The organism is Rahnella sp. RFA10(1/100), from assembly GCF_004195115.1.
GTDB classification, from domain to species: Bacteria; Pseudomonadota; Gammaproteobacteria; order Enterobacterales; family Enterobacteriaceae; genus Rahnella; species Rahnella perminowiae.
In genome coordinates this window covers 346,620-366,483 of record NZ_SEWR01000001.1, presented here as the reverse complement: position 1 = coordinate 366,483, position 19,864 = coordinate 346,620, and the positions used below count along the sequence as shown (strand labels likewise).

Genomic DNA, 19,864 nt, shown 5'->3' with positions numbered 1-19,864 from the left:
CTATTTCACATACTTCGCGTCATAGAGTGTGTTGATGTCCGGCGTTTTACGCAGAATTTTCATCTCCGTCAGCAGTCGCGCCGCTTCGTTAGTGAAGGTCACAATCTCACCGCTGAAGAATTTCTTATTGGCATCCCGATCCTGCCAGCGCAGATAACTGGATTCTTCTGCAAACTGTTTTCCGGTCTCTTTCGCCGCTGCGCCCATGATTTCGTTGGACTTTTCCGGTTCGTTCTTAATCATATCCAGCGCTTCAAAATAGCTGTTCACCAGCGCCTGCGCGGCTTTTGGGTTTTTATCCAGCCAGGCTGGCGTACAGCCCAGCGTGTCCATGACCATCGGATAGTCCAGCGTGGTTGCCAGAATTTTTCCTTTGTCCGGGCTCTGACGGATGGTGGAAAGGTAGGGTTCGTAAGTCACGGCGGCATCATTCTGTCCGGCAATAAAGGCATGTGCGGCGGCGTCCGGCCCGAGAGTGGCGAGTTTGACGTCTTTCATCGTCATGCCGTTTTTATCCAGGATCCACGCCAGCAGGAAATAAGAAGACGTGCCCGGGGCATCCACGCTGATGGTTTTGCCTTTCAGGTCGCTGACTTTGCTGATGCCATTGCGTACGGCAATACCGTCCGCGCCGTAGGATTTGTCCAGCTGTACGATCTGTTTGATCGGCACGCCGCTGGCGTTCCAGGTTAAATAGGTTTCAACCGTGGTCGCCGCACATTGCAGGGAACCGGAAGCGATGGCCAGATGACGCGACTGCTGGGGCACCATTTTTAACGTGACATCCAGACCGTTCTTTTTAAAGATGCCCGCTTTGTCTGCCAGTGTCAGGGGGGCAAACCCCGTCCAGCCCGAAATACCCACAGCAACCGGCGTATCGGCCGCCTGCGCCGCACTGACAGCCATACTGCCCAGCGCTACTGCCAGCCCTAACAACGACAACGAACGTTTCAGTACAACCCTGGTAATCTTGTTGCTCATCTGCCACTCCTGCCAATATGCCTGTCTCGGGGAAATGCCTGTGACTGTCAAACGCCGCAAGCAAATTACGCTACTGTATATTCTTGTCTATACAAGTGAGTCGAAAATAACAAAGCAAGCTTTATGCCAGTTTATGCTGATGCCGTTTTGCCACATCCGGCGGCGGTTACGCCTCGTCCCATGCGGGCTGGTGAATCAATTCAGTGCGTTGCATGCTCCCTTTTAGCGCAACCCTGCAGAGTATTTATCGTGTAATGGCCGCCCATAACAGCAGGCCTCTCTGTACCTGATCAACAGGGGTCAGACTCACCGATGCCTGTCGCGATGCTGCCGCTGTTTCAGACCAGTAATATCCCTCGCCCGCCCGCAGGGGCTGGCCATCCGCCTGTTGCCACGTCCCGCTGATAACATAAACCACCCCGCCGTTTTCACGGGTCACATGAAGATGTTGTTGCGCGGTAACCACCCGTGACACACATTCAGTCCGTCGCGTCATGATGTTAAAATCGGTCGTCACACCGCCCAGAAGACGGGCACTGAGCGCACTATCACCGCTGAAGGCAAACGGCTCACCGGCAACATGGAGTAAGTGATCAACCTCAGGCGGTGCCTGCAGATGCACGCCCTCCCCGTTCAGCAAAGTGATGGAGCGGTCAATGCCGGGAAATGCCGAGAACGGCCCGTCCTGTGCGATAGTGGCAATGCTGGCGCGCCAGTCAAAATCATGACTACCGGCAGGAAAACTGAAGATTTCACGGGTCTCGCCACCGCCGTTACGCCATGGGCTGACCGGCAGTTCATCGAAAGCAAAATGGTGCCAGGCGATCATGCGACATCCTCCGCAAGGTGGCGGAGAAGCGCCAGAAAATCCGCCGCCGCAGCCTGTTGTTGCTCATGCTGGCCGTCCACGATGCGCGGTACGCCGCCAACATACACATCACGAATTTGTCCGGCATTACCGGCGAATAACCAGCGGTTAAGCAGTTCATGATTTTTTGCCGCAGCGAGATAAGGATCCTGCCCGTCGAGCACCAGCCAGTCGGCACGATAACCGACAGAAAGCTGCCCGATGGCCGCGCCGCAAGCCTGCGCGCCGCCCTGTAATGCCTGCGTGTAAAGCACATCGCCCACCGAGTTTTGCGCTGAAGTCGTCAGCCGGTTACGCCGCTGGTCACGCAGGCGTTGCCCGTATTCAAACCAACGCAGTTCTTCAACCACATTCAGGGAAACATGGCTGTCGGAACCGATGCCCCAACGCCCTGACTGTGCCAGATAATCGACGCCGGGAAAAATCCCGTCCCCCAGATTAGCCTCAGTAGTCAGGCACAACCCCGCGACTGCTCCGCTGTTTGCCATACTTGCCAGCTCGAAACGGTCAGCGTGCGTGGCGTGGATCAGGCACCAGCGGGAATCAATATCCAGATTGTCATACAGCCAGGAAATCGGACGCTGCCCGCTCCAGCCCAGACAATCATTCACTTCTTTCTGCTGCTCGGCGATATGAATATGCACCGGCAGGGTTTTATCGCCGGACTGCAACACCTGCTGCATTTGCTCAAGGGTTACGGCGCGCAGGGAATGGAAGCACAACCCCTGATTTTGCAGGCTTTTACCACTGAGCCGTTTACGGATAACTTCCTGTTGCCTGAGATAACTGTCCGTATCCTGAATAAACCGTTTCTGTCCGGCCTGTGCCGGTTGTGCGCCAAATCCGGCATAACTGTAAAGCACCGGTAGCATGGTCAGCCCGATGCCGGTTTGCGAGGCGGCTTCACTGAGATGCGCGGCCATTTCGCCGGGGTCGGCATAAGCCTGTCCGCTGATATCATTATGCAGATAGTGGAATTCGGCCACCTGTGTGTAGCCACCTTTCAGCATTTCTATGTAGAGCTGACGCGCAATGACACCCACCTGCTCAGGTGTAAGGCGCTGCACCATGCGGTACATCAGATCACGCCAGGTCCAGAAACTGTCCTGAGGATCCCCGGCGATTTCCGCCAGTCCGGCCATCACCCGCTGAAATGCATGCGAATGGAGGTTCGGCATGCCCGGAACCACCGGGCCGGAAAGGGGCAGACAACCCTGCGGATCGCCGTCCGGGATCACCGCAGTCAGCATTCCGGCAACATCGACATCCAGCCGCACGTTGTGCGCCCAGCCATCAGCAAGTAAAGCGCGTGGAGCAAAATAAGCAGGCATGACAGCATTCCTGAGCAGTAAGAAGAAACATAAACGCAATTTTATGGAAACAATTGCAAAACTTTTAAGCGACTTGTCTATACATATACATATGCCTGATTGCGCTGTAAACTTGCAACAACCCTTTTTTTATAAATTTCGTTTTCTGTCACGCCCTTTCCGTTTACTTTCCTCTGATGGAAACTGCCGGGCGGACAGGCAAACTTTCCCAATATTTCTGGAATTTCATTGAGTGAGGTAAGAGTCATGTCGGAGCCCACACCACTTCTGCAAAATGGTGCCGTGCCACAACAGGGAGTGTCGCAGCAAACATTGTCTGAACTGGCGGCCGCGATGAGCGATACACCCGCGCCAATTTATCAGCGGGTTAAACAGGCGATCATCAGCCAAATCCGCGCCGGTGTCTGGAAACCGCATCAGCGGGTGCCGTCTGAAAGTGAACTGGTCAATGAGATTGGCGTCAGCCGGATGACCATCAACCGTGCCCTGCGCGAACTGACCAGCGAGGGATTTTTGATCCGCATGCAGGGCGTCGGAACCTTCGTGGCCGAAGCCAAGGCTTATACCCCGATGCTGGAAGTGCACAACATTGCCGATGAAATTGCCCGGCGCGGTCATCGTCATGACAGTAAGATTCTGGTGTGCGAGGCACGCCTGGCCGACGCTGATCAGGCGCTGCAACTGGGTATCGCCACGGGTACGATGATATTTTATTCGCAGATTGTTCATTACGAGAACAACGTACCGGTGCAGATTGAAGACCGTTTTGTGAACCCGGAAACCGCCCCCGATTATCTGCAACAGGTGCTGAACAAGCAGACACCCTATACGTATCTGATGGAAATCGCGCCGCTGACGGCGGGTGAACATCGCGTTGAAGCCATCAGTGCCAGCGATGAGCAGCGCGAATTGTTGCAACTTAATGAACATGAGCCTTGCCTCCTGATCCACCGCCGGACCTGGAGCGGCAGCCGCGTAGTGACTTCCGCGCGTCTGATTTATCCGGGTTCCCGTTATCAATTATTTGGACGTTTCACCAGCCATGGCTGATTCCGGCACACCTTAATGGCGGCTTTGCATGGCCGCTATCGCTTCGTTCGAATTTTGGAAGACGTCTCGTAATAAGAAAAAACTATCGCTGGCTGACTTGCCGGTTTTACCGTTATGCGTTAGGTTGACTTTAGTTGTCTATACAAGATGAATTCAGCCTGGAGCCTGTCATGCCGGTAGCAATATCCCCTTCTTTTTCCTCCGAGCCGCCTGCGCGTTGTGACAGCGTATGGCATGGTGCCACCCTTGTGACCATGCAGGACGGGCATTACAACCTGATTGAAAACGGCGCGATTGCGGTCGCAGACGGGAAGATCGTCTGGACCGGCCCCGCCCGAGATTATCCGGTTTTCGCAGGCGCCACACAGCATGAATTCGAGGGCGGGATCATCACCCCGGGCTTCGTTGACTGCCATACGCATCTGGTATTTGGCGGTGACCGAAGCGCAGAATTTGAACAGCGACTGAACGGCGTCAGCTATGCGGAAATTGCTGCAGGCGGTGGCGGTATTCTGTCCACCGTGAATGCGACCCGTGAGGCCACTGAAGATGAACTTCTGGCACAGGCGCTGTTCCGTTTACAACCGTTGCTGGCCGAAGGCGTGACCTGTGTTGAGATTAAATCCGGTTACGGACTGAGCGTAGAAAGTGAACTGAAAATGCTGCGGGTGATCCGCCGGTTGGGCGTCATGCTGCCGGTCGACGTGAAATCCACCTGCCTTGCCGCCCATGCCCTGCCGCCGGAATTCAAAGGATGCGCGGATGACTATATAGATCTCATCTGCAATACATTGCTGCCAGTCGTTGCCAGTGAAAATCTGGCCGACGCCGTCGATGCCTTTTGTGAACACCTGGCATTCTCACCGGACCAGGTTGAACGGGTTTTTAATGCCGCAGAAGCCTTAGGTTTGCCGGTAAAATTACACGCCGAGCAACTGTCTTCGCTGCATGGCAGCGCGCTGGCGGCAAAACATCATGCACTGTCAGCCGACCATCTGGAATACGCCACGGACGAAGATGCGCAGGCCATGGCCGCCGGCGGCACCGTCGCGGTATTACTGCCGGGGGCATATTATTTGCTGCGCGAAACGCAATGCCCGCCTGTGGAGGCGTTCCGCAAACATCAGGTGCCGATGGCGCTGGCCAGTGATGCTAATCCGGGCACATCGCCTGCGCTTTCTTTGCGTCTGATGCTGAATATGGGGTGTACGTTATTCCGACTGACGCCTGAGGAAGCACTGGCCGGGATCACCTGCCACGGTGCGCGCGCGCTCGGTTTACAGGAAACACACGGCACGCTGGAAGCGGGAAAAGTTGCTGATTTTATACACTGGCCGCTGTCACGTCCTGCGGAACTGGTTTACTGGCTGGGTGGTCAGTTGCCCTGCACTGTTGTCTATCGTGGAGAAGTACGAGGAGAGTTCCGTTCATGAGTCTTTCAACTGCTAATGTTATCGCTGAGCCATACCATTTTACCCAGGGTACCGCGCCGTTACTGATCAGCATCCCCCATGCAGGGACGCAGCTTACGCCAGAAGTGGCCAGCGGTCTGAGCGATGCCGCTCTTCCGCTTTCCGATACCGACTGGCATATCCCGCAGCTGTATGATTTTGCGCGTTCACTGGGTGCCAGTATTCTGGTCGGCCAGTATTCACGGTTCGTTATCGACCTGAACCGGCCTGCTGACGATAAACCGTTGTATACCACCGCCACGACAGGTTTATACCCCGAGACGCTTTTTGACGGACGCGAGACCTTTAAACCAGGCATGACGCCGGCAGACACTCAGCGCCAGCAATATCTCGATCAAATCTGGCAACCCTATCACCAGAAAATACAGTCAGAACTGGCGCGTATGAAACAGGAATCCGGCTATGCGCTGCTGTTTGATGCACATTCTATTGCGTCAGTGATACCGCGTCTTTTCGACGGCCGGCTACCGGATCTCAATCTGGGCACCAACAGCGGCGCAAGCTGTTCACCGGCGCTGAGTGAAATTCTCGACAGAACCTGCCAGCAACAAACCCGCTTCAGTCATGTGCTTAATGGCCGGTTTAAAGGGGGATATATCACGAGAGCTTATGGTCAGCCTGACCGGGATATTCATGCCGTTCAGCTTGAGCTGGCGCAGGTGAATTATATGGAGGAGATTGAACCGTTTTCGTATTCACCTGACAAGGCGGCCGAATTACAGGTGCTGTTGAGGCAGTTGCTGGAGGGAATGGTGGATTGGGGGACGGACAGCTATAAACAAGGCGCTGGTTAATTTCACTTTTCGCTGGCCGCTAAGGATAACCGCTAAATCCCGCCGCTGCGCGGTTCCCTTCGTTCGGGTTACAACCCGCGTAAAAAGACACGCGGTTTTCCACCTCTCCCTCCGGCGGTATTTGGAACCGGCCTCAGGCTTCTACGTCGCAACCTTACTTGTTTTGTTTTTTTAAAAGCCAGGGGCGATTCAGAAAGCTTGCTGAACGGAGCGGCCTGGAGACCAAAGGCTCCAGGACCGAGTGACGGAACCGCAACGCGGCAAGGTTTCCAGCCTGTCACTGCGGTACCTGAAACATAGCCAGCGAGCGAAGCGCGCAGTGAAAAAGCGCGGAATCCGGAGGGCGCGCGCTTACGCGTCCTCTGGGCCAGTTTGGGCGGCGAGCCCAAGGTCTTGAGGTTTAACGTCATAACCGCTGTTAAGAAACCGAAATCATCTCGATTCAGCTTTCGCTGCAAGCAAGAAACCGCCCTAATGCCCGGTCTGGCATTACTTAAAGTCCGCGTACGGCACTAACGGTTCCGGTGGCATATCCAGATCCCCTTGCCAGCCGCTCATCGAGTATCTCGCGTACAGCAGGAAATGGCTTGGCGTATAATCCTTCGCTTGCTGAATATCAATTCCCCCGCCGATGGTCCAGTGAGAACTGACACGCCGTTCAACCAGTGCCTGCAACGTGTAACCAAAACCAGAACCACTACTGCCGGTTTCAATGGCATTTTTATCCGGTAATGAATCCGGGATCAGATTCTGGATCGGATAACGTTTTTGATCGCTGGTTGAGGAGCGAGACCAGGAGACGGAGCCGCCGAGTTGCCATGACCAGTTCTCCGTGCGCTGCCGGTAATTCACCGGTACGGCAACCGAGAAATATTGTTGCGGACTGTAGTATCCCCCCTGTCCCAGGGTGTAGCCGCTAAGGTCTTTCTGATAATGCCAGAGCATGGAGCTGAGGCCCACTGTCGCGCGGCGGTTATCTTCGTTGATAACCTTGTAGTAGTACCCCCCCATCAGGCGTTCGCGGGTATTGTCTTCGACATTTTCACCGGTCAGCTGATGCGCGCTGAGGTCAGCCCACACCCCGTTGGCCAGCCCCTGATCGTAACTTAACCCAAGGCTGGCACCGGTTGCGCGAACGCCGCCCCAGGTGGTGCCGGTGCCCGGATCTTTTGCGCCGGCGAAAGAAAGTAACGAACTGGACACCGGACGGCGTGAAACCGTGGTCGTCCAGCCGATATCACCCCAGTCTCCGCTGTAAGCCAGCCCGCCTACCCAGTCAACCACCGGAAAACCCAGCGGCGTGGTGCCTAAATCCCCTTTCCATTGTTCATTTTCCCAGCCCGCGCCAAGGCTGACACCGTTAGCGGTCTGGCTGCGATATCGGCGGCAGTTCTGATCACGACAGGTGCCGAAACTGGCTTCGTAATTACCGTTTTCGTTATCAAAGGTTCCGGCATCCATACGCACCCAGTCGGCCCGCAGGAATCCCCGCCCCTGATACACCGGCATATCTGCCTGCAACATGGTGGTGTTGGCGGTGAGATCAGATTTGCCCGGCGTACCGCTCGAGGTCCACGAATCCGTATCCACCGTGAAATTGATATCCTGCTGACGGTAAAGATCACCTGCGTCAGAGCGGATACCGCGTTTCAGCCAGTCATCCGCCGGATTGTTGCGGATCAGACGTGTATAACTGTCATTGTCCTGTGGCGTTTTGTCGGTGATGCCACTGGCGACCATCGCCTGCCCGTAATCCTGACGCGCCAGTTCTGGCTCGCCGAGCTGCTGCTCAAGGCTGGCGGCATTGCGATAAATCAGTGCTTTGTCTTGTCCGGCCGGTTGTGAACGCGCAGCCGTTTTCAATGGCTGCATCAGCGCAAAGGCCCGGGTCGTGTCACCGACATCACGCCAGGCCATGGCGATCTGCCGTTGCTGATTGAGGCTCAGGTCATGCAGATCAGCCTGCTGCAACTGCTGTTTCGCCTGCTGCGTATGACCTGCGGCCAGTGAAGTATCGATAGCGGCCAGGGTTTTACCGAGCTGAATGCGCTGCGCCACTTCACGCATGTTGGCGTCCCATTTCGCCTGCGGCAATGTATTCAGATGGTGCAGAGCGGCATCATCACGACCGGAGCCGGAAAGATAGAGCGCATAAGCGTAAACCTGTTGCGGATCCACCGGACGTTTCGCCGCAAGCTGTTCGAAAACCGTATCCGCCTGCGCCGGTTCGCCCGCCTCACGCAGGGCATTAGCGTAATGGTAGGTCGTCCAGACATCGTCCGGATTCAGCTTCAGCGCTTCGCCGTAGCGGTTCGCGGCCTGATTCCAGTTGTGCCGGGCAGCATATTTTTCCGCCTCCATTGTGACAACGTCACTTTTAAGTCCCCGCTGTTTGTCGCTGAGTTTCGCCTGTGAAGCAGCCGGCAGTGAACTGATGTAATCCAGGGCTTTTTGCGGCGACTGACGCTGATAGATATTTGCCAGACCGCGCTGGGCACTGCTGTTATCGCGCTCCAGCCTGAGTGCGCGGCGATAAGCCCGCTCTGCCTGCCTGTCATTTTTACGCTTAACCGCCACATCGCCGAGCCCGATCTGCGCCCACGGATCACGGGAGTCCAGTCGCTGTGCCTGGTTGTAGGCCGCTTCAGCCTGTTCAAGCTGTCCGGTTTTCAGCGCCCTGTCGCCCTGATCGATTTTCAGCCAGTAACTGTTGGTCTGGATCAGGCTGTTCCATTTATCCGCATTATAGCCGTCGGTTTCGGCAGCTTTCGCCTGCCGGAATAAGGTCAGCGCCTGCTGGCGGTTACCGGCACGGGAGTAAGCCAGCCCCATCGCCCCGAGAACCTCGGCATCGTTGGGTTTCGCCTGCAATGCCTGCTTCAGCGGGGCAATCGCGCCGGTTGAACCACCCCGATTAATTTGCGCCAGACCCCGGAGTCGTGCCTGATAACGCGGATCGGCCAGCAACGCCTGCTGACGCTGAAGCTCCTGTTGTGCGGCAATCACCTGCGGACCGGTATCAAACGTAGTAATAAACTCTTGCAGGACCTCAGCGCTCGGATGACCCACGGGTTGGTCTTTAATCTGGGCCAGCCATAAGTCAGCGGCAGGCGAACGCCCTTCATTGGTGGCAGCGATTTGCTTAATCAGCGCCACCGCTTTGGCATTATCCCCTGCATCAAACGCCATCTGCGCCAGTTGCAGGCGTAACTGCACATCCCCCGGATACCGGTTATTCAGCGCCTGGAGCTGCGCCTGTGCGCTGGCTTTCTGCCCCGGCAGGCGCGCAATCAGTTGCCAGTATTCCACCGCCAGATCCAGCGTCGGCGGCTGGCCGCCAAACAACTCGTCATATTGCGCCTTAGCTTCACCGAGCCGCCCGGCGGTTGCCAGTAAGCGCGTCTGCTGGAGTTTTTGCTGCATTTCCGGCGAGGCGATTTTCAGGCTCAGCTGTGCCTGCTGATATTCATCCGAACCGGGTGCAACCTGTTTAATTTTTTCCAGCTGCTGCTGCGCCCTGGTCTGGTCACCTTCGCGGAGAAGCAGACGCAAACGGGCGGACATCACTTTCGGGTTCTGCGGATCGATTAATTCCAGGCGAAACAGTGACTGACGTACCAGATCATCCTGATGACTGGCTTCACCGATCCGTACCTGTTCCAGCAACCATTGTTCCGGCGACACAACCGGGGCAGAAACCGCAGGCGCAGCCATCAGGGCCAGCGCAATGGTCAGCGCCAGTTTGTTGCGGGAAAGCCGGTTCGTGGAGTGTCTGTTCACGAAATTATTCCTGATCATCATCAGACAGACGACGACGGGCCAGAGAACGTAACCCGGTCCATAGCAGTATTGCCGCCAGGAACACCAGAATCACCGCCATGACTGCCAGCAATACCGGATGGTTCGCCATTGCGTTCCATACCCGTTCCCACCACGGTAAATGGCCCACATAATAGGTATCACCCACTTTCAGACTACTGATGCCGGAATCGCGTACCACTGCCACTGAACCAAAGATCCGCGCACGCTGTCGGGTATCCTGCACTGAGGTGTTCAGCATTGCGAAGCCCTGCTGACCGTTTGCCATCAGCGCGACCACGCTGCGCTGATCAAAGTATGGCGACTTTAATCCGACGATCGCCGCAATCGGACCTTGTGCACTGATTTGCGCACTGGCATCCACCCGCGCATCGCTGGCAGGTGAGTTGTTATCCGTTAACGACGCCTGACGGATTGGGGTGTTAACCGCATCGCGGGCTGCCTCGATCAGTAAGTTAGCTTTTTTATCATCGCGCATGCTGTCGTCACGCAAATCCGCAGGCAAGTTACCGATCACCAGCAGATCGGCGTCGGTGGTTCTTGCTTTTGCCGCATCTTCGGTCAGCCCTACGCCAAGTGCCGGATAACCGGTGAGTGCGCCAATATTGCCCATCGCATCAAACAGCGTGGTGAGTTGCTCAGGTTGCGGTTGTGGCTGAACCAGAATCAGCGTCTGGGATAAATCCGCCAGGCGGCTGAACGGGAATCCGGCATTCGCGAAGGCGCGCAAATCAGGCATCGCCATAAAATGACGGTATCCGGAGAAATCGATGGTGGAGCTGTCGTCGATCACTACATGATTTGGCACGGTGTTATAGGTTTCACAGCGGCCCTCGCTGCCGCTTGCCAGCAGCGACGTGTAGTCAAAATCAAAACGCATCTGGTTTACCGCACCCAGTTTCAGCGCCGGAATATTCAGATCCTTGCTGCCATCCAGCAGCCCCTGCAACAGGGACAGATGCAGTAACCGGGAATCCTCATCGTGTCCGGTTTTCAGGGTCAGATCCTGCACAAACTGGTTGTTCAGGCTGATGCTCAGACGCGACGTGTTTTTGAGCTGTGGCGAGGTGTAACGGTACTTCAGCCGCATATCAATACCGGTGCTGTTAATCAGGAACAGATCCGGCGGCAGGTTAATGTTGAGCGTGACCGGGTTCGGCTGGATGCCGTCAGACTGTAACTGTTCTGCATACTGTTTCAGTTCGCCAAAATTCATCGGACGGTCGGTGCGCACCCAGTTTGGCGCATCATACGGCTGGCGTGGCTGGATCTGATCCACTTTATCGACACCGACCGTTTCGCCACGGAACAGGATATTTCCCTGCGCAATGCCTTTTACTGCCGTCAGTAAGTCCTGATCATCACGACCGAGGATCAGCAGCATTTTGACGTACGGATTATCCGGGCGGCTGACCATCTGCACGACGGGCCCTTTCACCGGCGGCATTTCTTTGAGGAAATCAGGGCGCTGACCGTTAGTCGCAAACACCACGGCGTGGCTTTCCGGCAACTGGTTATACAGCGCCGGGAAAGATTGCCCGCGCCACTGGGCTTTGGTGCCGAACCAGGAGGCCAGAATCGCCGCCGCCTGTTGCTGGCTGGCATCCGGAGAGGCGGCAAATACCATCGGCAGGCTCAGCGGACGGCTGTCACGCGCATCAAAGAATGGCACCGGGAAATGCGCCAGATCGTTGCTTAGCGGCAGTTTCTGGTATTGCAGACTGAGTGAACTGCCCTTGCCGATTTCCAGCCACAGCGTGGTGTTTGCCGGGTTTTCACAGACGTTCTGGTAATGACCAATAAACTCCAGGCGGATACGGTTAAAGTCGGTGACATAGCGCGGATCAATCGTCATCTGTAAGTGATTTTTCTTGCCGAGCTGATCTTTATCAATCACTTCAACGCCCATCAGCTGGTCGTTGAGATACACCTTAAGATGCGACTGGACCGGGATCAGCGACGGCGACGGCGTGAACTCGAGATTCAGCGTAGCCTGTGTCACGACTTCGTCACTGCGCACACCGAATTCAATCTGCCCGTTCGGCTGAATACCGCGCAAGGTGATGGCCCCTGGCCTCGGTGCTACATCGGCAAAAGGTAATATCACGTTGCGCACCGGCGCGCCCGGAATAATCATCGGGTTCACCGCCGGTGCCACCAGCGGCAACGTCACCTGAGGCGCAGGTATCTCATTGCCCGGCACAACCGGTGCAGTAGCCTGTTCACTGTAGGCCGGTGCAGCAGAACCCAACGCTAATGTCATCAATGCGGATGCCATAAAAGTGGTGATCGGAAGTTTTTTCATTGTTTTGTCATCATCAGGTTGGATTCAACAGGCTGAACGGCCAGCGATGGATTACGCGGAGCAAAAGACAGCAACCAGCGGCCAAACGATCGTGTTCGGGACACCAGCGGTCGGTAGCGTTGCGGGGCGATGTCCAGCATCCGCAGATAACCCCGGATGCCCAGCCCCAGTATCTCACGCAGGCTTTCCATCGGTTTGTCTTCAGGGAAACTGTCTTCGCGTAATACCCAGCTGTCGGCCCGGGCAAAAGTACATTGGATGAAATCGATATGTTGTTGGGTTGTGAGTGGCAATAGCTGCATACCGATGTTTTCACCAAACACACGGCTGATCTGCATCGGGAAGGTATATTCCTGCTGTCCGCGGCCCAGGATTAACGTGACGTTGTCACCAAACTGAAACTGGCTTGCACTCGCGGTTTCCAGCCCGACACCGCTGTCGGAATAGTCCTGGATGGTGCAGACATAAATATGTCCGTCTGGCTTGAGTAATGACGCGGGCATTCTGGCTTCTACGCGGTGTGCCTGACGAACCTGTTTGGATTCGAACGCCACGGCAATCGCCCCGCCCAGAATAATCATGTTGTAGATCACCCACGCCATGCTCACCAGTACGGTTAAAATTTCGTCGGGGCGTCCATAAACAATGCGGTAAATTCCAAAGAATAAACCCGCCAGATTAAGCAACATCAGGATTTGATATGGCCGGCTGATTTTCCAGTCCACGTAAGCATGCTTGTTCAGCCCGCCTTTTGCCGTCACATTGAACGTCCCGGCATGGGGATTAAACAACGCCACCGTCGTTGGCCTGGCGATATACCACGCCAGCACGGTTTCGTAGATTTCATTCCAGAACGAATGACGGTATTTGCCCTGTACGCGCGAATTAGTCAGGCTGGCATGAATCATGTGCGGCAGCACATACAGCGCAATGGCAACAGCCGGTGCATAAATGATGTAGGCATGTAACAGCAGAAATGCCAGGGGCGCGGTGAGGAAGATCAGGCGCGGAATACCGGCCAGAAAATGTAACATGGCGTTGGCGTAACACAGCCGTTGCGCCAGTTTCAGCCCTTTGCCAAACAGCGGGTTATCGAGGCGGAATATCTGCACCATACCGCGCGCCCAGCGGATACGCTGGCTGATGTGAGCAGACAGACTTTCCGTCGCCAGCCCTGCCGCCTGCGGAATACGAATATACGCTGAAGTGTAACCGTGGCGGTGCATTCGCAGCGAGGTATGCGCATCTTCCGTCACCGTTTCGATAGCGATACCCCCGATTTCATCGAGTGCGTCGCGGCGCAACACAGCGCAGGAGCCGCAGAAGAAGCTGGCATCCCACAGGTCATTGCCGTCCTGCACCAGTCCGTAAAACAGTTCGCCTTCGTTTGGCGTACGGCGCATTCGGCCCAGATTACGTTCGAACGGATCGGGCGAGAAAAAGTGGTGCGGCGTTTGCAACATGCTGAGTTTTTTATCTTTAAAGAACCAGCCGACGGTCAGTTGCAAAAAAGAACGGGTCGGCACATGGTCGCAGTCAAAAATCGCCACCAGCTGGCTTTTCGCCTGTTTCAGCGCATGATTAATGTTGCCCGCTTTGGCATTTTCATTCGTTTCACGGGCAATGTATTTCACGCCGATTTCATGGGCAAAATCCGCGAATTCCTGCCGGTTGCCGTCATCAAGCAGATAAATGGTCAGTTTGTCACGGGGCCAGTCAAGCCCGAGTGCGGCGTACAATGTCGGTTTCACCACGCTCAGATCTTCGTTATAGGTCGGGATCAGCAGATCCACCGTTGGCCACGTCGAGATATCCGCAGGCATGGGCACCGGTTTACGGTTAAGCGGCCAGATGGTCTGGATATACCCCAGCACCAGCACCGTCCAGGAATAGGTTTCCGCCCCTAGCAGCAGCAGACCGCAAATCAGACTCAGCGGATCTTCCCAGTTCAGCGTTGACGTGTAACGCCACCATAAATAACGACAGGAAATGGTCAGCGACAATACAATCATCATCAGCGCCGGGAAACGTCCCGGAATACGGCGGATAATCATTGCAATACTCCACAGCAGCACCACGAAAACAAACTGCGCGATATAGCCAAAAGGCTGAGAAATGCAGAACATCGCCAGCGTGATCGTCAGCAAAGCAGTCAGTAACACCAGTATGCGTTTAGTAAGCCGGTTCATTTTGCCGATACGTCGTGTGACCTGAGTTTCCAGCGGATTTTGGGTGACCTGTCCGGGCAATGATCTGAGCCACAAATGGACTTTTCCGCGCAACTGCTGCGGCCAGCGGCTATAGATCACACGCCCGCGTCTGCCTTCAGATGGCAGGATGATCAGCAGCCACACACTTTGCACGATATAACGCAACGGATCGGCCAGACGCGGCTGAGAGGGCGAAATTTGCGGATACCAGCGGGTGCGCTGTGCATTAACGCGCTGCCAGAACGGGGATTCAAAACGTAAAAACAACCAGCACAACGCCACACAGATAATCATCAGACCTGCGGCCATACGTGAGGAATGGCTGGCGCGATAATGCCGGTAGCGATTTTGTAATTCGAGAACGACCGGCGGCACCAGAAACAGATTGAGCAGACGGTTCATTTTGCCGGGCTCCGCGGCGTTTTCTGGCTATGCACGTCCCCGGGATGGCGTAAGTGCAGCAGGAACCAGTTCGCCAGTGTGTTAATCTCACGGCTGATTTTGCTGTTATTTTTCCATTCCCCGACAGGCTGTTTCGCCGCCAGTGACTCCGCCATTGCTTCATCGCGGTGTAAAATCACCGGGATCAGGGCGGGCAACGTTTCCTGCCATAACAACAGAATATCCTGCTGTAACTGGCTGGAAGGAATGAACTGGTTGAGCAGATAATGCCCGTTGGCTGGCAGCACATACTGATGTAAACGCAGGTGTGACTGAGTATCAGCATGGAGAAGCACGACGGTGCGGTCGGCAAGTATGCGTGCAGGTAAGGGATCGGCTGCCGGAGAGTCGATCAGGATCCAGTCATAGACACCGGTATTTTTAAGCTGAGTGATCGCCTTTTGCCAGTCGAAATCAGGCTGATTGTTATCGTCCGTTGCGACATGCCCGTAAGGCAGGAGATCAAGATGAGAATGGTAGCGCAGTGCAGAGTTTTGCCAGGACGTCCCCGTATTGTGCGCATAGCGCCATCCGCATGCCTGAGCGACAGGCATACCAAAGTGCAACCGCAGGAAGTTTTCCGGTGAAAAGTCGATCACCAGCACTTTCTCATTTAATTGCGCAAGACCCCAGGCCAGTGCAGCCGTGACCGAGGTGGTCCCCGTACCGCCACGAACGCCCTGTAAGGCAATGACAGCCATATTATTTTTTCTCCGCGCTGTGTTCGCCGTATTGCGCCAGCTCAGCCAGTAACGGCCAGCGGGACATTAGTTGCGGGATTTTTTCTTTACGGGCTATATCGACGTAATTTAATTCTGACAGAGAAAAAAGGCGACTCAGCGCAAAAAAATCATCATCTTTTTTCGGTTCGGATTCTTCCTGGTCTGCAATATTGGCTCCCACCGGTTCTTTCTCCCTGCATCAATCTAAATACTGAGACAACATGGCCAAAATGGCCTTACCTGTTTAGGTTTTTTAGTACCAAACATTATTATGAAGTATTATGATTATTTAATGTGGCAATGCTAGAATTTATTATACTCACATTCCCGGTGTGCCCCAAGCAGACTTTTAATCAAAAATGACACAAGCAGATTAACTATATGGCACTCTCCTTTTCATTGGGCATGAAACCATTCTGGAATGGATTAACCCAGATGCAATCTCAGGGGCTTTACTGGGTTAATACCGACAGTGAGGAAGCCGCTTATCATCTTTGCGGTCAAACTGTTGAGGCTCAGCAAGGTGAAGTTCCGGTCAGTGTTTTTTTTCCGCAGCACAATTTACTTTGCACTGCACATGAAAACAGAGTACCGGATGACGACATTCTTCTCACTTATTTGAAAAAGTATCAGAAAAAAACCTTTTATTACCAGTTAGCGAATGGCAAGAAAGCGTTTCTCTCTCTTGCAGCCGATATTAATCGTCTGCCTGCTCACTCCGCCTCATTAATGATTCTATTACTCCCGGTCAGTACCTGGCAGGCGATAAGTGATAAACAATTCGCCCGCTGGTTGAGTGAAATGAGCTCTGGCACCCATAATAAAGGTGCAACGCTCCTTATTATCTGCTATGGAAACGGTATTAATGCGGTTAAAACTCAGCTTCACTTATACCACCGCAATATATACGGCGTTGCAGATTTGAAAACGGATGTTGAGCCTAATCAATGGGGTATTTCCTGGTGGCATGACACACTGGGCGCGCAAGCCAACACGCTTTATCCGCTGATACGCCACCACACCGGCTGGGAAATTCAAACAAACGTTTCTGCGGCAGTTTCCGACCAAACCGGCGATGACCAGTGGATGTTGCTGGCCGATCGCTCGGTGCTTGAAGGTGCGCCTGCGCTTTCAGAACGCTGGTTCCTGTTTGACGATAACGAAGCACTGGCCGCACGAGCGGCGCATGCCCGCTCGGCGACAGTCATTTTCGCCCTTACCGGCAATGACGAAGTGGAAGTGCTGGCCCGTCAGGTTCATCTTTTACGTATGCAGCGCGGCACGGGTTTGAAAATTGTCGTGCGTGAAATGAATGCCTCTTTGCGTTATGTCGATCAGCGCCTGCTTCAGGCCTGTGGCGCGAATCTGGTTGTCCCGCAGGCGGCACGCCTTTCCAACTTCCTGACCCTGCTGGATGACCTGCAAAACCTCACGTATACCCGGCATGTGCCGGACGATATCGAATTGCTGCTCGACAGCCGGCTGCCTACCCACCATAAGGGTTATCTGCCACTGCCGGTTTTTTGCCAGGTGATGCGCGAGATTTGGGATCACGCCTCTCTGGCGACGGAATCCCGGGGCATTTTAATTTCTCTGCGCCCTGCCGCCGGGATCAGCCCGCAGCAGGCGATGTCTTTATGTTCGCTGCGCCGTGACGGTGACATTTTGACCGTTACCGGGCGTCATCTTTATCTGTTTCTGTCGAACTGTCAGGTCAGCGATGTGGAAAATGTGCTGACATTTCTGTTTAGCCTGCCGGTCAAAGAAGTGTTCACCAGCCAGACGTTCTGGAGTCAGGAACCGGATATCCAGACAGAAGTTCGCCGTCTGGCCGCCAGGCCACCGATGGCAACACCGGTGCTGGCGGCAGAAACATACGTGCAACATAAAACAGAACCGTTAAAACGGGCGCAGGTGCACCAACCCGTGCCCGTTACGCTCGCCGTGAGCGATTCGCCTGTGATTCGGGCACCGGAGTAACAGCATGGACATCAGAGATATTATTGAAATTTTTATTCTGGCAGCGATGATTTTTTTCCCGGCAGGATATGTACTGCGCAACCGGCTACCTCGCTGGAAAAACCGTTTCGCGGCCCTTTTCCTTTCGCCGCGCTATTTAACGCGAATAACAGCCAGCTCCGTCAGTAAAAGCCGCAAACGCTCCGGTAAACCGGCTGATGACTCCGCCGCAACAGGGAAATCCAAGACGTCACTATGAACGAATCGCAATCCTCTTTACCGCATTTGCGGATCTGGCAATCCTGGCGCGGCCTGGGTGCCTGAAACTACTATTTTTTACTTAAATTTGTTTTGCTTTCAATGGGGTATCTGAATTTTGATGCACTGAGCAATCTTGTCTTTGCCGCAGTATTGCTGTTCCCGTTACGTTCACTGCGCCTGCATCGCTGGAGACAGTGGCTGGCCCTGCCTTTCGGGCTGGCACTGTTGTATCACGATACCTGGCTGCCCGGCTGGCGTTCAATCGTCAATCAGGGGGCGGACGTTGCCGGTTTCAGTTTCAGTTATCTGCTTGAACTGGCCGATCGCTTTATCAACTGGCAGTGGATTGCCGTCGGTTTCGCTTTGCTGGTTGGTTATCTGTTTATCTCCCAGTGGATCCGGCTGACCACATTTACCGTTATTGCACTGCTGTGGCTTAACCTCAGCGGCCTCATCACGCCATTTTTCGCGCATTATACGCCCCCGGCTATCGCCCAAAATACCGTGACGACACCGGTGACCGTTGCGCCATCAGCCACGGATAACACCGTGAATGGTCCGCCGACCAATGCCAATCTGAACGCTTATCTGGAGCAGTTTTACCAAAACGAACGGCGCAAGACGACGAAATTCCCTGATGCGTTGCCTGCTGATGCACAGCCGTTTGACCTGCTGGTGATCAACATTTGTTCGCTGGCCTGGTCAGATCTGGATGCCGTGAATCTTTCCAGTTCACCGCTGTGGTCACGTTTCGATTTTGTCTTCAGTAATTTTAATTCAGCCACGGCCTACAGCGGCCCGGCATCTATCCGCCTGCTGCGCGCCAGTTGCGGTCAGACCTCGCATCATGATTTGTATCAGCCTGCCGGTCAGCAGTGTTATCTGTTTGACGATCTCGCGCGTCTGGGCTTCACTTCCCAACTGGCTATGGATCATACGGGTGTATTCGGTAATTACATCGGTAACTTGCGTGATGATGCCGATATGAAAGCGCCGCTAATGTCACAGGCCGGTCTGGGTTATGAGCTGACGTCATTTGATGGCACACCGATTTTCAACGACGGGCAGCTGTCCTCCCGCTGGCTGGAAAATCAGGAGAAAGCCGGTACCGCGCGCACCGCGACCTTCTTTAACCTGATCCCGCTGCATGACGGCAACCGTTATGTGGGCAGCAATAAAGGCGCGGATTACCATAACCGTGCACAAACCCTGCTGAATCAGCTGAATACTTTTATGGATCAGCTGGATAAATCCGGCCGCAAAGTCATGCTGCTGGTGGTGCCCGAGCATGGTGCTGCCCTGGTTGGCGATAAGATGCAAATATCGGGTCTGCGTGACATTCCAAGCCCGGGCATTACCCACATTCCGGTCGGCGTGAAATTCTTTGGTATGCAGGCCCCCCATGCGCCGTCACCGATGAAAATCGAGGGTCAGAGCAGCTATCAGGCGATTTCAGAAATGGTCGCCCGCGCAGTCGATGGCAAAGTATTTAACAGCCCGACAATGGACTGGAAAACTTTCGGCTCGAACCTGCCACAAACGCCGCTGGTATCAGAAAATGAGAACTCGGTGGTGATGGAATATCAGGGGAAAATTTACATCCGGCTCAACGGCGGCGGGTGGGTGCCGTATCCGAGCTGAGTGAAGCCGG

13 protein-coding genes and 1 pseudogene are annotated in these 19,864 nt (G+C 54.7%); 6 read left to right on the top strand and 8 right to left on the bottom strand.

Annotation, left to right across the window (positions count from 1 at the left end; translation table 11 throughout):
- The 3 genes from ETV65_RS01525 to ETV65_RS01515 form a co-directional block, all read right to left on the bottom strand.
- The gene (locus tag ETV65_RS01525) at positions 1-981 is read right to left on the bottom strand and encodes an ABC transporter substrate-binding protein (protein WP_129951243.1); all 981 of its coding nucleotides are present in this window, start codon (positions 979-981) and stop codon (positions 1-3) included.
- A gap of 244 nt (positions 982-1,225) precedes the next feature.
- Positions 1,226-1,810 (bottom strand): HutD family protein, encoded by a 585-nt coding sequence (locus tag ETV65_RS01520; protein ID WP_129951242.1) that lies wholly within the window; start codon positions 1,808-1,810, stop codon positions 1,226-1,228.
- Positions 1,807-3,180 (bottom strand): formimidoylglutamate deiminase, encoded by a 1,374-nt coding sequence (locus ETV65_RS01515; RefSeq protein ID WP_129951241.1) that lies wholly within the window; start codon positions 3,178-3,180, stop codon positions 1,807-1,809. The genes ETV65_RS01520 and ETV65_RS01515 overlap by 4 nt, the downstream gene beginning before the upstream one ends.
- Positions 3,181-3,426: 246 nt before the next feature.
- Between ETV65_RS01515 and hutC the strand changes: the two genes are divergently transcribed.
- From hutC to hutG, 3 genes are all read left to right on the top strand, one after another.
- Complete coding sequence (gene hutC, locus ETV65_RS01510; RefSeq protein WP_129951240.1) at positions 3,427-4,230, top strand: histidine utilization repressor; 804 nt, start codon at positions 3,427-3,429, stop codon at positions 4,228-4,230.
- Between the two features lie 170 nt (positions 4,231-4,400).
- A complete protein-coding gene (gene hutI / locus ETV65_RS01505) occupies positions 4,401-5,663 on the top strand; it encodes an imidazolonepropionase (RefSeq protein WP_129951239.1) in 1,263 nt (420 codons plus the stop codon).
- Entirely contained in the window at positions 5,660-6,496 is an 837-nt protein-coding gene (gene hutG / locus ETV65_RS01500) for an N-formylglutamate deformylase (protein ID WP_129951238.1), read from the top strand. The genes hutI and hutG overlap by 4 nt, the downstream gene beginning before the upstream one ends.
- 489 nt (positions 6,497-6,985) lie before the next feature.
- Here the strand turns inward: hutG and ETV65_RS01495 are convergent, their stop codons facing one another.
- The 5 genes from ETV65_RS01495 to bcsR all read right to left on the bottom strand — a co-directional run bounded on the left by ETV65_RS01495 (position 6,986) and on the right by bcsR (position 16,174).
- Positions 6,986-10,210, bottom strand: a complete 3,225-nt coding sequence (locus ETV65_RS01495) for a cellulose synthase subunit BcsC-related outer membrane protein (RefSeq protein WP_240782815.1) — start codon at positions 10,208-10,210, stop codon at positions 6,986-6,988.
- Between the two features lie 70 nt (positions 10,211-10,280).
- Entirely contained in the window at positions 10,281-12,620 is a 2,340-nt protein-coding gene (gene bcsB, locus ETV65_RS01490; RefSeq protein WP_129951237.1) for a cellulose biosynthesis cyclic di-GMP-binding regulatory protein BcsB, read from the bottom strand.
- Positions 12,617-15,232 (bottom strand): UDP-forming cellulose synthase catalytic subunit, encoded by a 2,616-nt coding sequence (gene bcsA / locus ETV65_RS01485; RefSeq protein WP_129951236.1) that lies wholly within the window; start codon positions 15,230-15,232, stop codon positions 12,617-12,619. The genes bcsB and bcsA overlap by 4 nt, the downstream gene beginning before the upstream one ends.
- The gene (gene bcsQ / locus ETV65_RS01480) at positions 15,229-15,972 is read right to left on the bottom strand and encodes a cellulose biosynthesis protein BcsQ (RefSeq protein ID WP_129951235.1); all 744 of its coding nucleotides are present in this window, start codon (positions 15,970-15,972) and stop codon (positions 15,229-15,231) included. Before bcsQ ends, bcsA begins: the two co-directional genes overlap by 4 nt.
- 1 nt (position 15,973) lies before the next feature.
- A complete protein-coding gene (bcsR, locus tag ETV65_RS01475) occupies positions 15,974-16,174 on the bottom strand; it encodes a cellulose biosynthesis protein BcsR (protein ID WP_129951234.1) in 201 nt (66 codons plus the stop codon).
- A gap of 200 nt (positions 16,175-16,374) precedes the next feature.
- Here bcsR and bcsE point away from each other — a divergent pair, with 200 nt between their 5' ends.
- The 3 genes and pseudogenes from bcsE to bcsG all read left to right on the top strand — a co-directional run bounded on the left by bcsE (position 16,375) and on the right by bcsG (position 19,854).
- Positions 16,375-17,973, top strand: a complete 1,599-nt coding sequence (gene bcsE / locus ETV65_RS01470; RefSeq protein WP_129951233.1) for a cellulose biosynthesis protein BcsE — start codon at positions 16,375-16,377, stop codon at positions 17,971-17,973.
- A 4-nt stretch (positions 17,974-17,977) separates the two neighbouring features.
- Positions 17,978-18,211, top strand: a complete 234-nt coding sequence (bcsF, locus tag ETV65_RS01465) for a cellulose biosynthesis protein BcsF (RefSeq protein ID WP_129951232.1) — start codon at positions 17,978-17,980, stop codon at positions 18,209-18,211.
- A pseudogene (bcsG, locus tag ETV65_RS01460) lies at positions 18,208-19,854 on the top strand (cellulose biosynthesis protein BcsG). The gene bcsF and the pseudogene bcsG overlap by 4 nt, the downstream one beginning before the upstream one ends.
- The last annotated feature ends 10 nt before the right edge of the window (positions 19,855-19,864 follow it).

What these genes read in the sequence shown, in the direction of transcription:
- ETV65_RS01525 (WP_129951243.1), bottom strand. Translation starts at nt 981, where the DNA reads ATGAGCAACAAGATTACCAGGGTTGTACTGAAACGTTCGTTGTCGTTG.
- ETV65_RS01520 (WP_129951242.1), bottom strand. Translation starts at nt 1,810, where the DNA reads ATGATCGCCTGGCACCATTTTGCTTTCGATGAACTGCCGGTCAGCCCA.
- ETV65_RS01515 (WP_129951241.1), bottom strand. Translation starts at nt 3,180, where the DNA reads ATGCCTGCTTATTTTGCTCCACGCGCTTTACTTGCTGATGGCTGGGCG.
- hutC (WP_129951240.1), top strand. Translation starts at nt 3,427, where the DNA reads ATGTCGGAGCCCACACCACTTCTGCAAAATGGTGCCGTGCCACAACAG.
- hutI (WP_129951239.1), top strand. Translation starts at nt 4,401, where the DNA reads ATGCCGGTAGCAATATCCCCTTCTTTTTCCTCCGAGCCGCCTGCGCGT.
- hutG (WP_129951238.1), top strand. Translation starts at nt 5,660, where the DNA reads ATGAGTCTTTCAACTGCTAATGTTATCGCTGAGCCATACCATTTTACC.
- ETV65_RS01495 (WP_240782815.1), bottom strand. Translation starts at nt 10,210, where the DNA reads ATGGCTGCGCCTGCGGTTTCTGCCCCGGTTGTGTCGCCGGAACAATGG.
- bcsB (WP_129951237.1), bottom strand. Translation starts at nt 12,620, where the DNA reads ATGAAAAAACTTCCGATCACCACTTTTATGGCATCCGCATTGATGACA.
- bcsA (WP_129951236.1), bottom strand. Translation starts at nt 15,232, where the DNA reads ATGAACCGTCTGCTCAATCTGTTTCTGGTGCCGCCGGTCGTTCTCGAA.
- bcsQ (WP_129951235.1), bottom strand. Translation starts at nt 15,972, where the DNA reads ATGGCTGTCATTGCCTTACAGGGCGTTCGTGGCGGTACGGGGACCACC.
- bcsE (WP_129951233.1), top strand. Translation starts at nt 16,375, where the DNA reads ATGGCACTCTCCTTTTCATTGGGCATGAAACCATTCTGGAATGGATTA.
- bcsF (WP_129951232.1), top strand. Translation starts at nt 17,978, where the DNA reads ATGGACATCAGAGATATTATTGAAATTTTTATTCTGGCAGCGATGATT.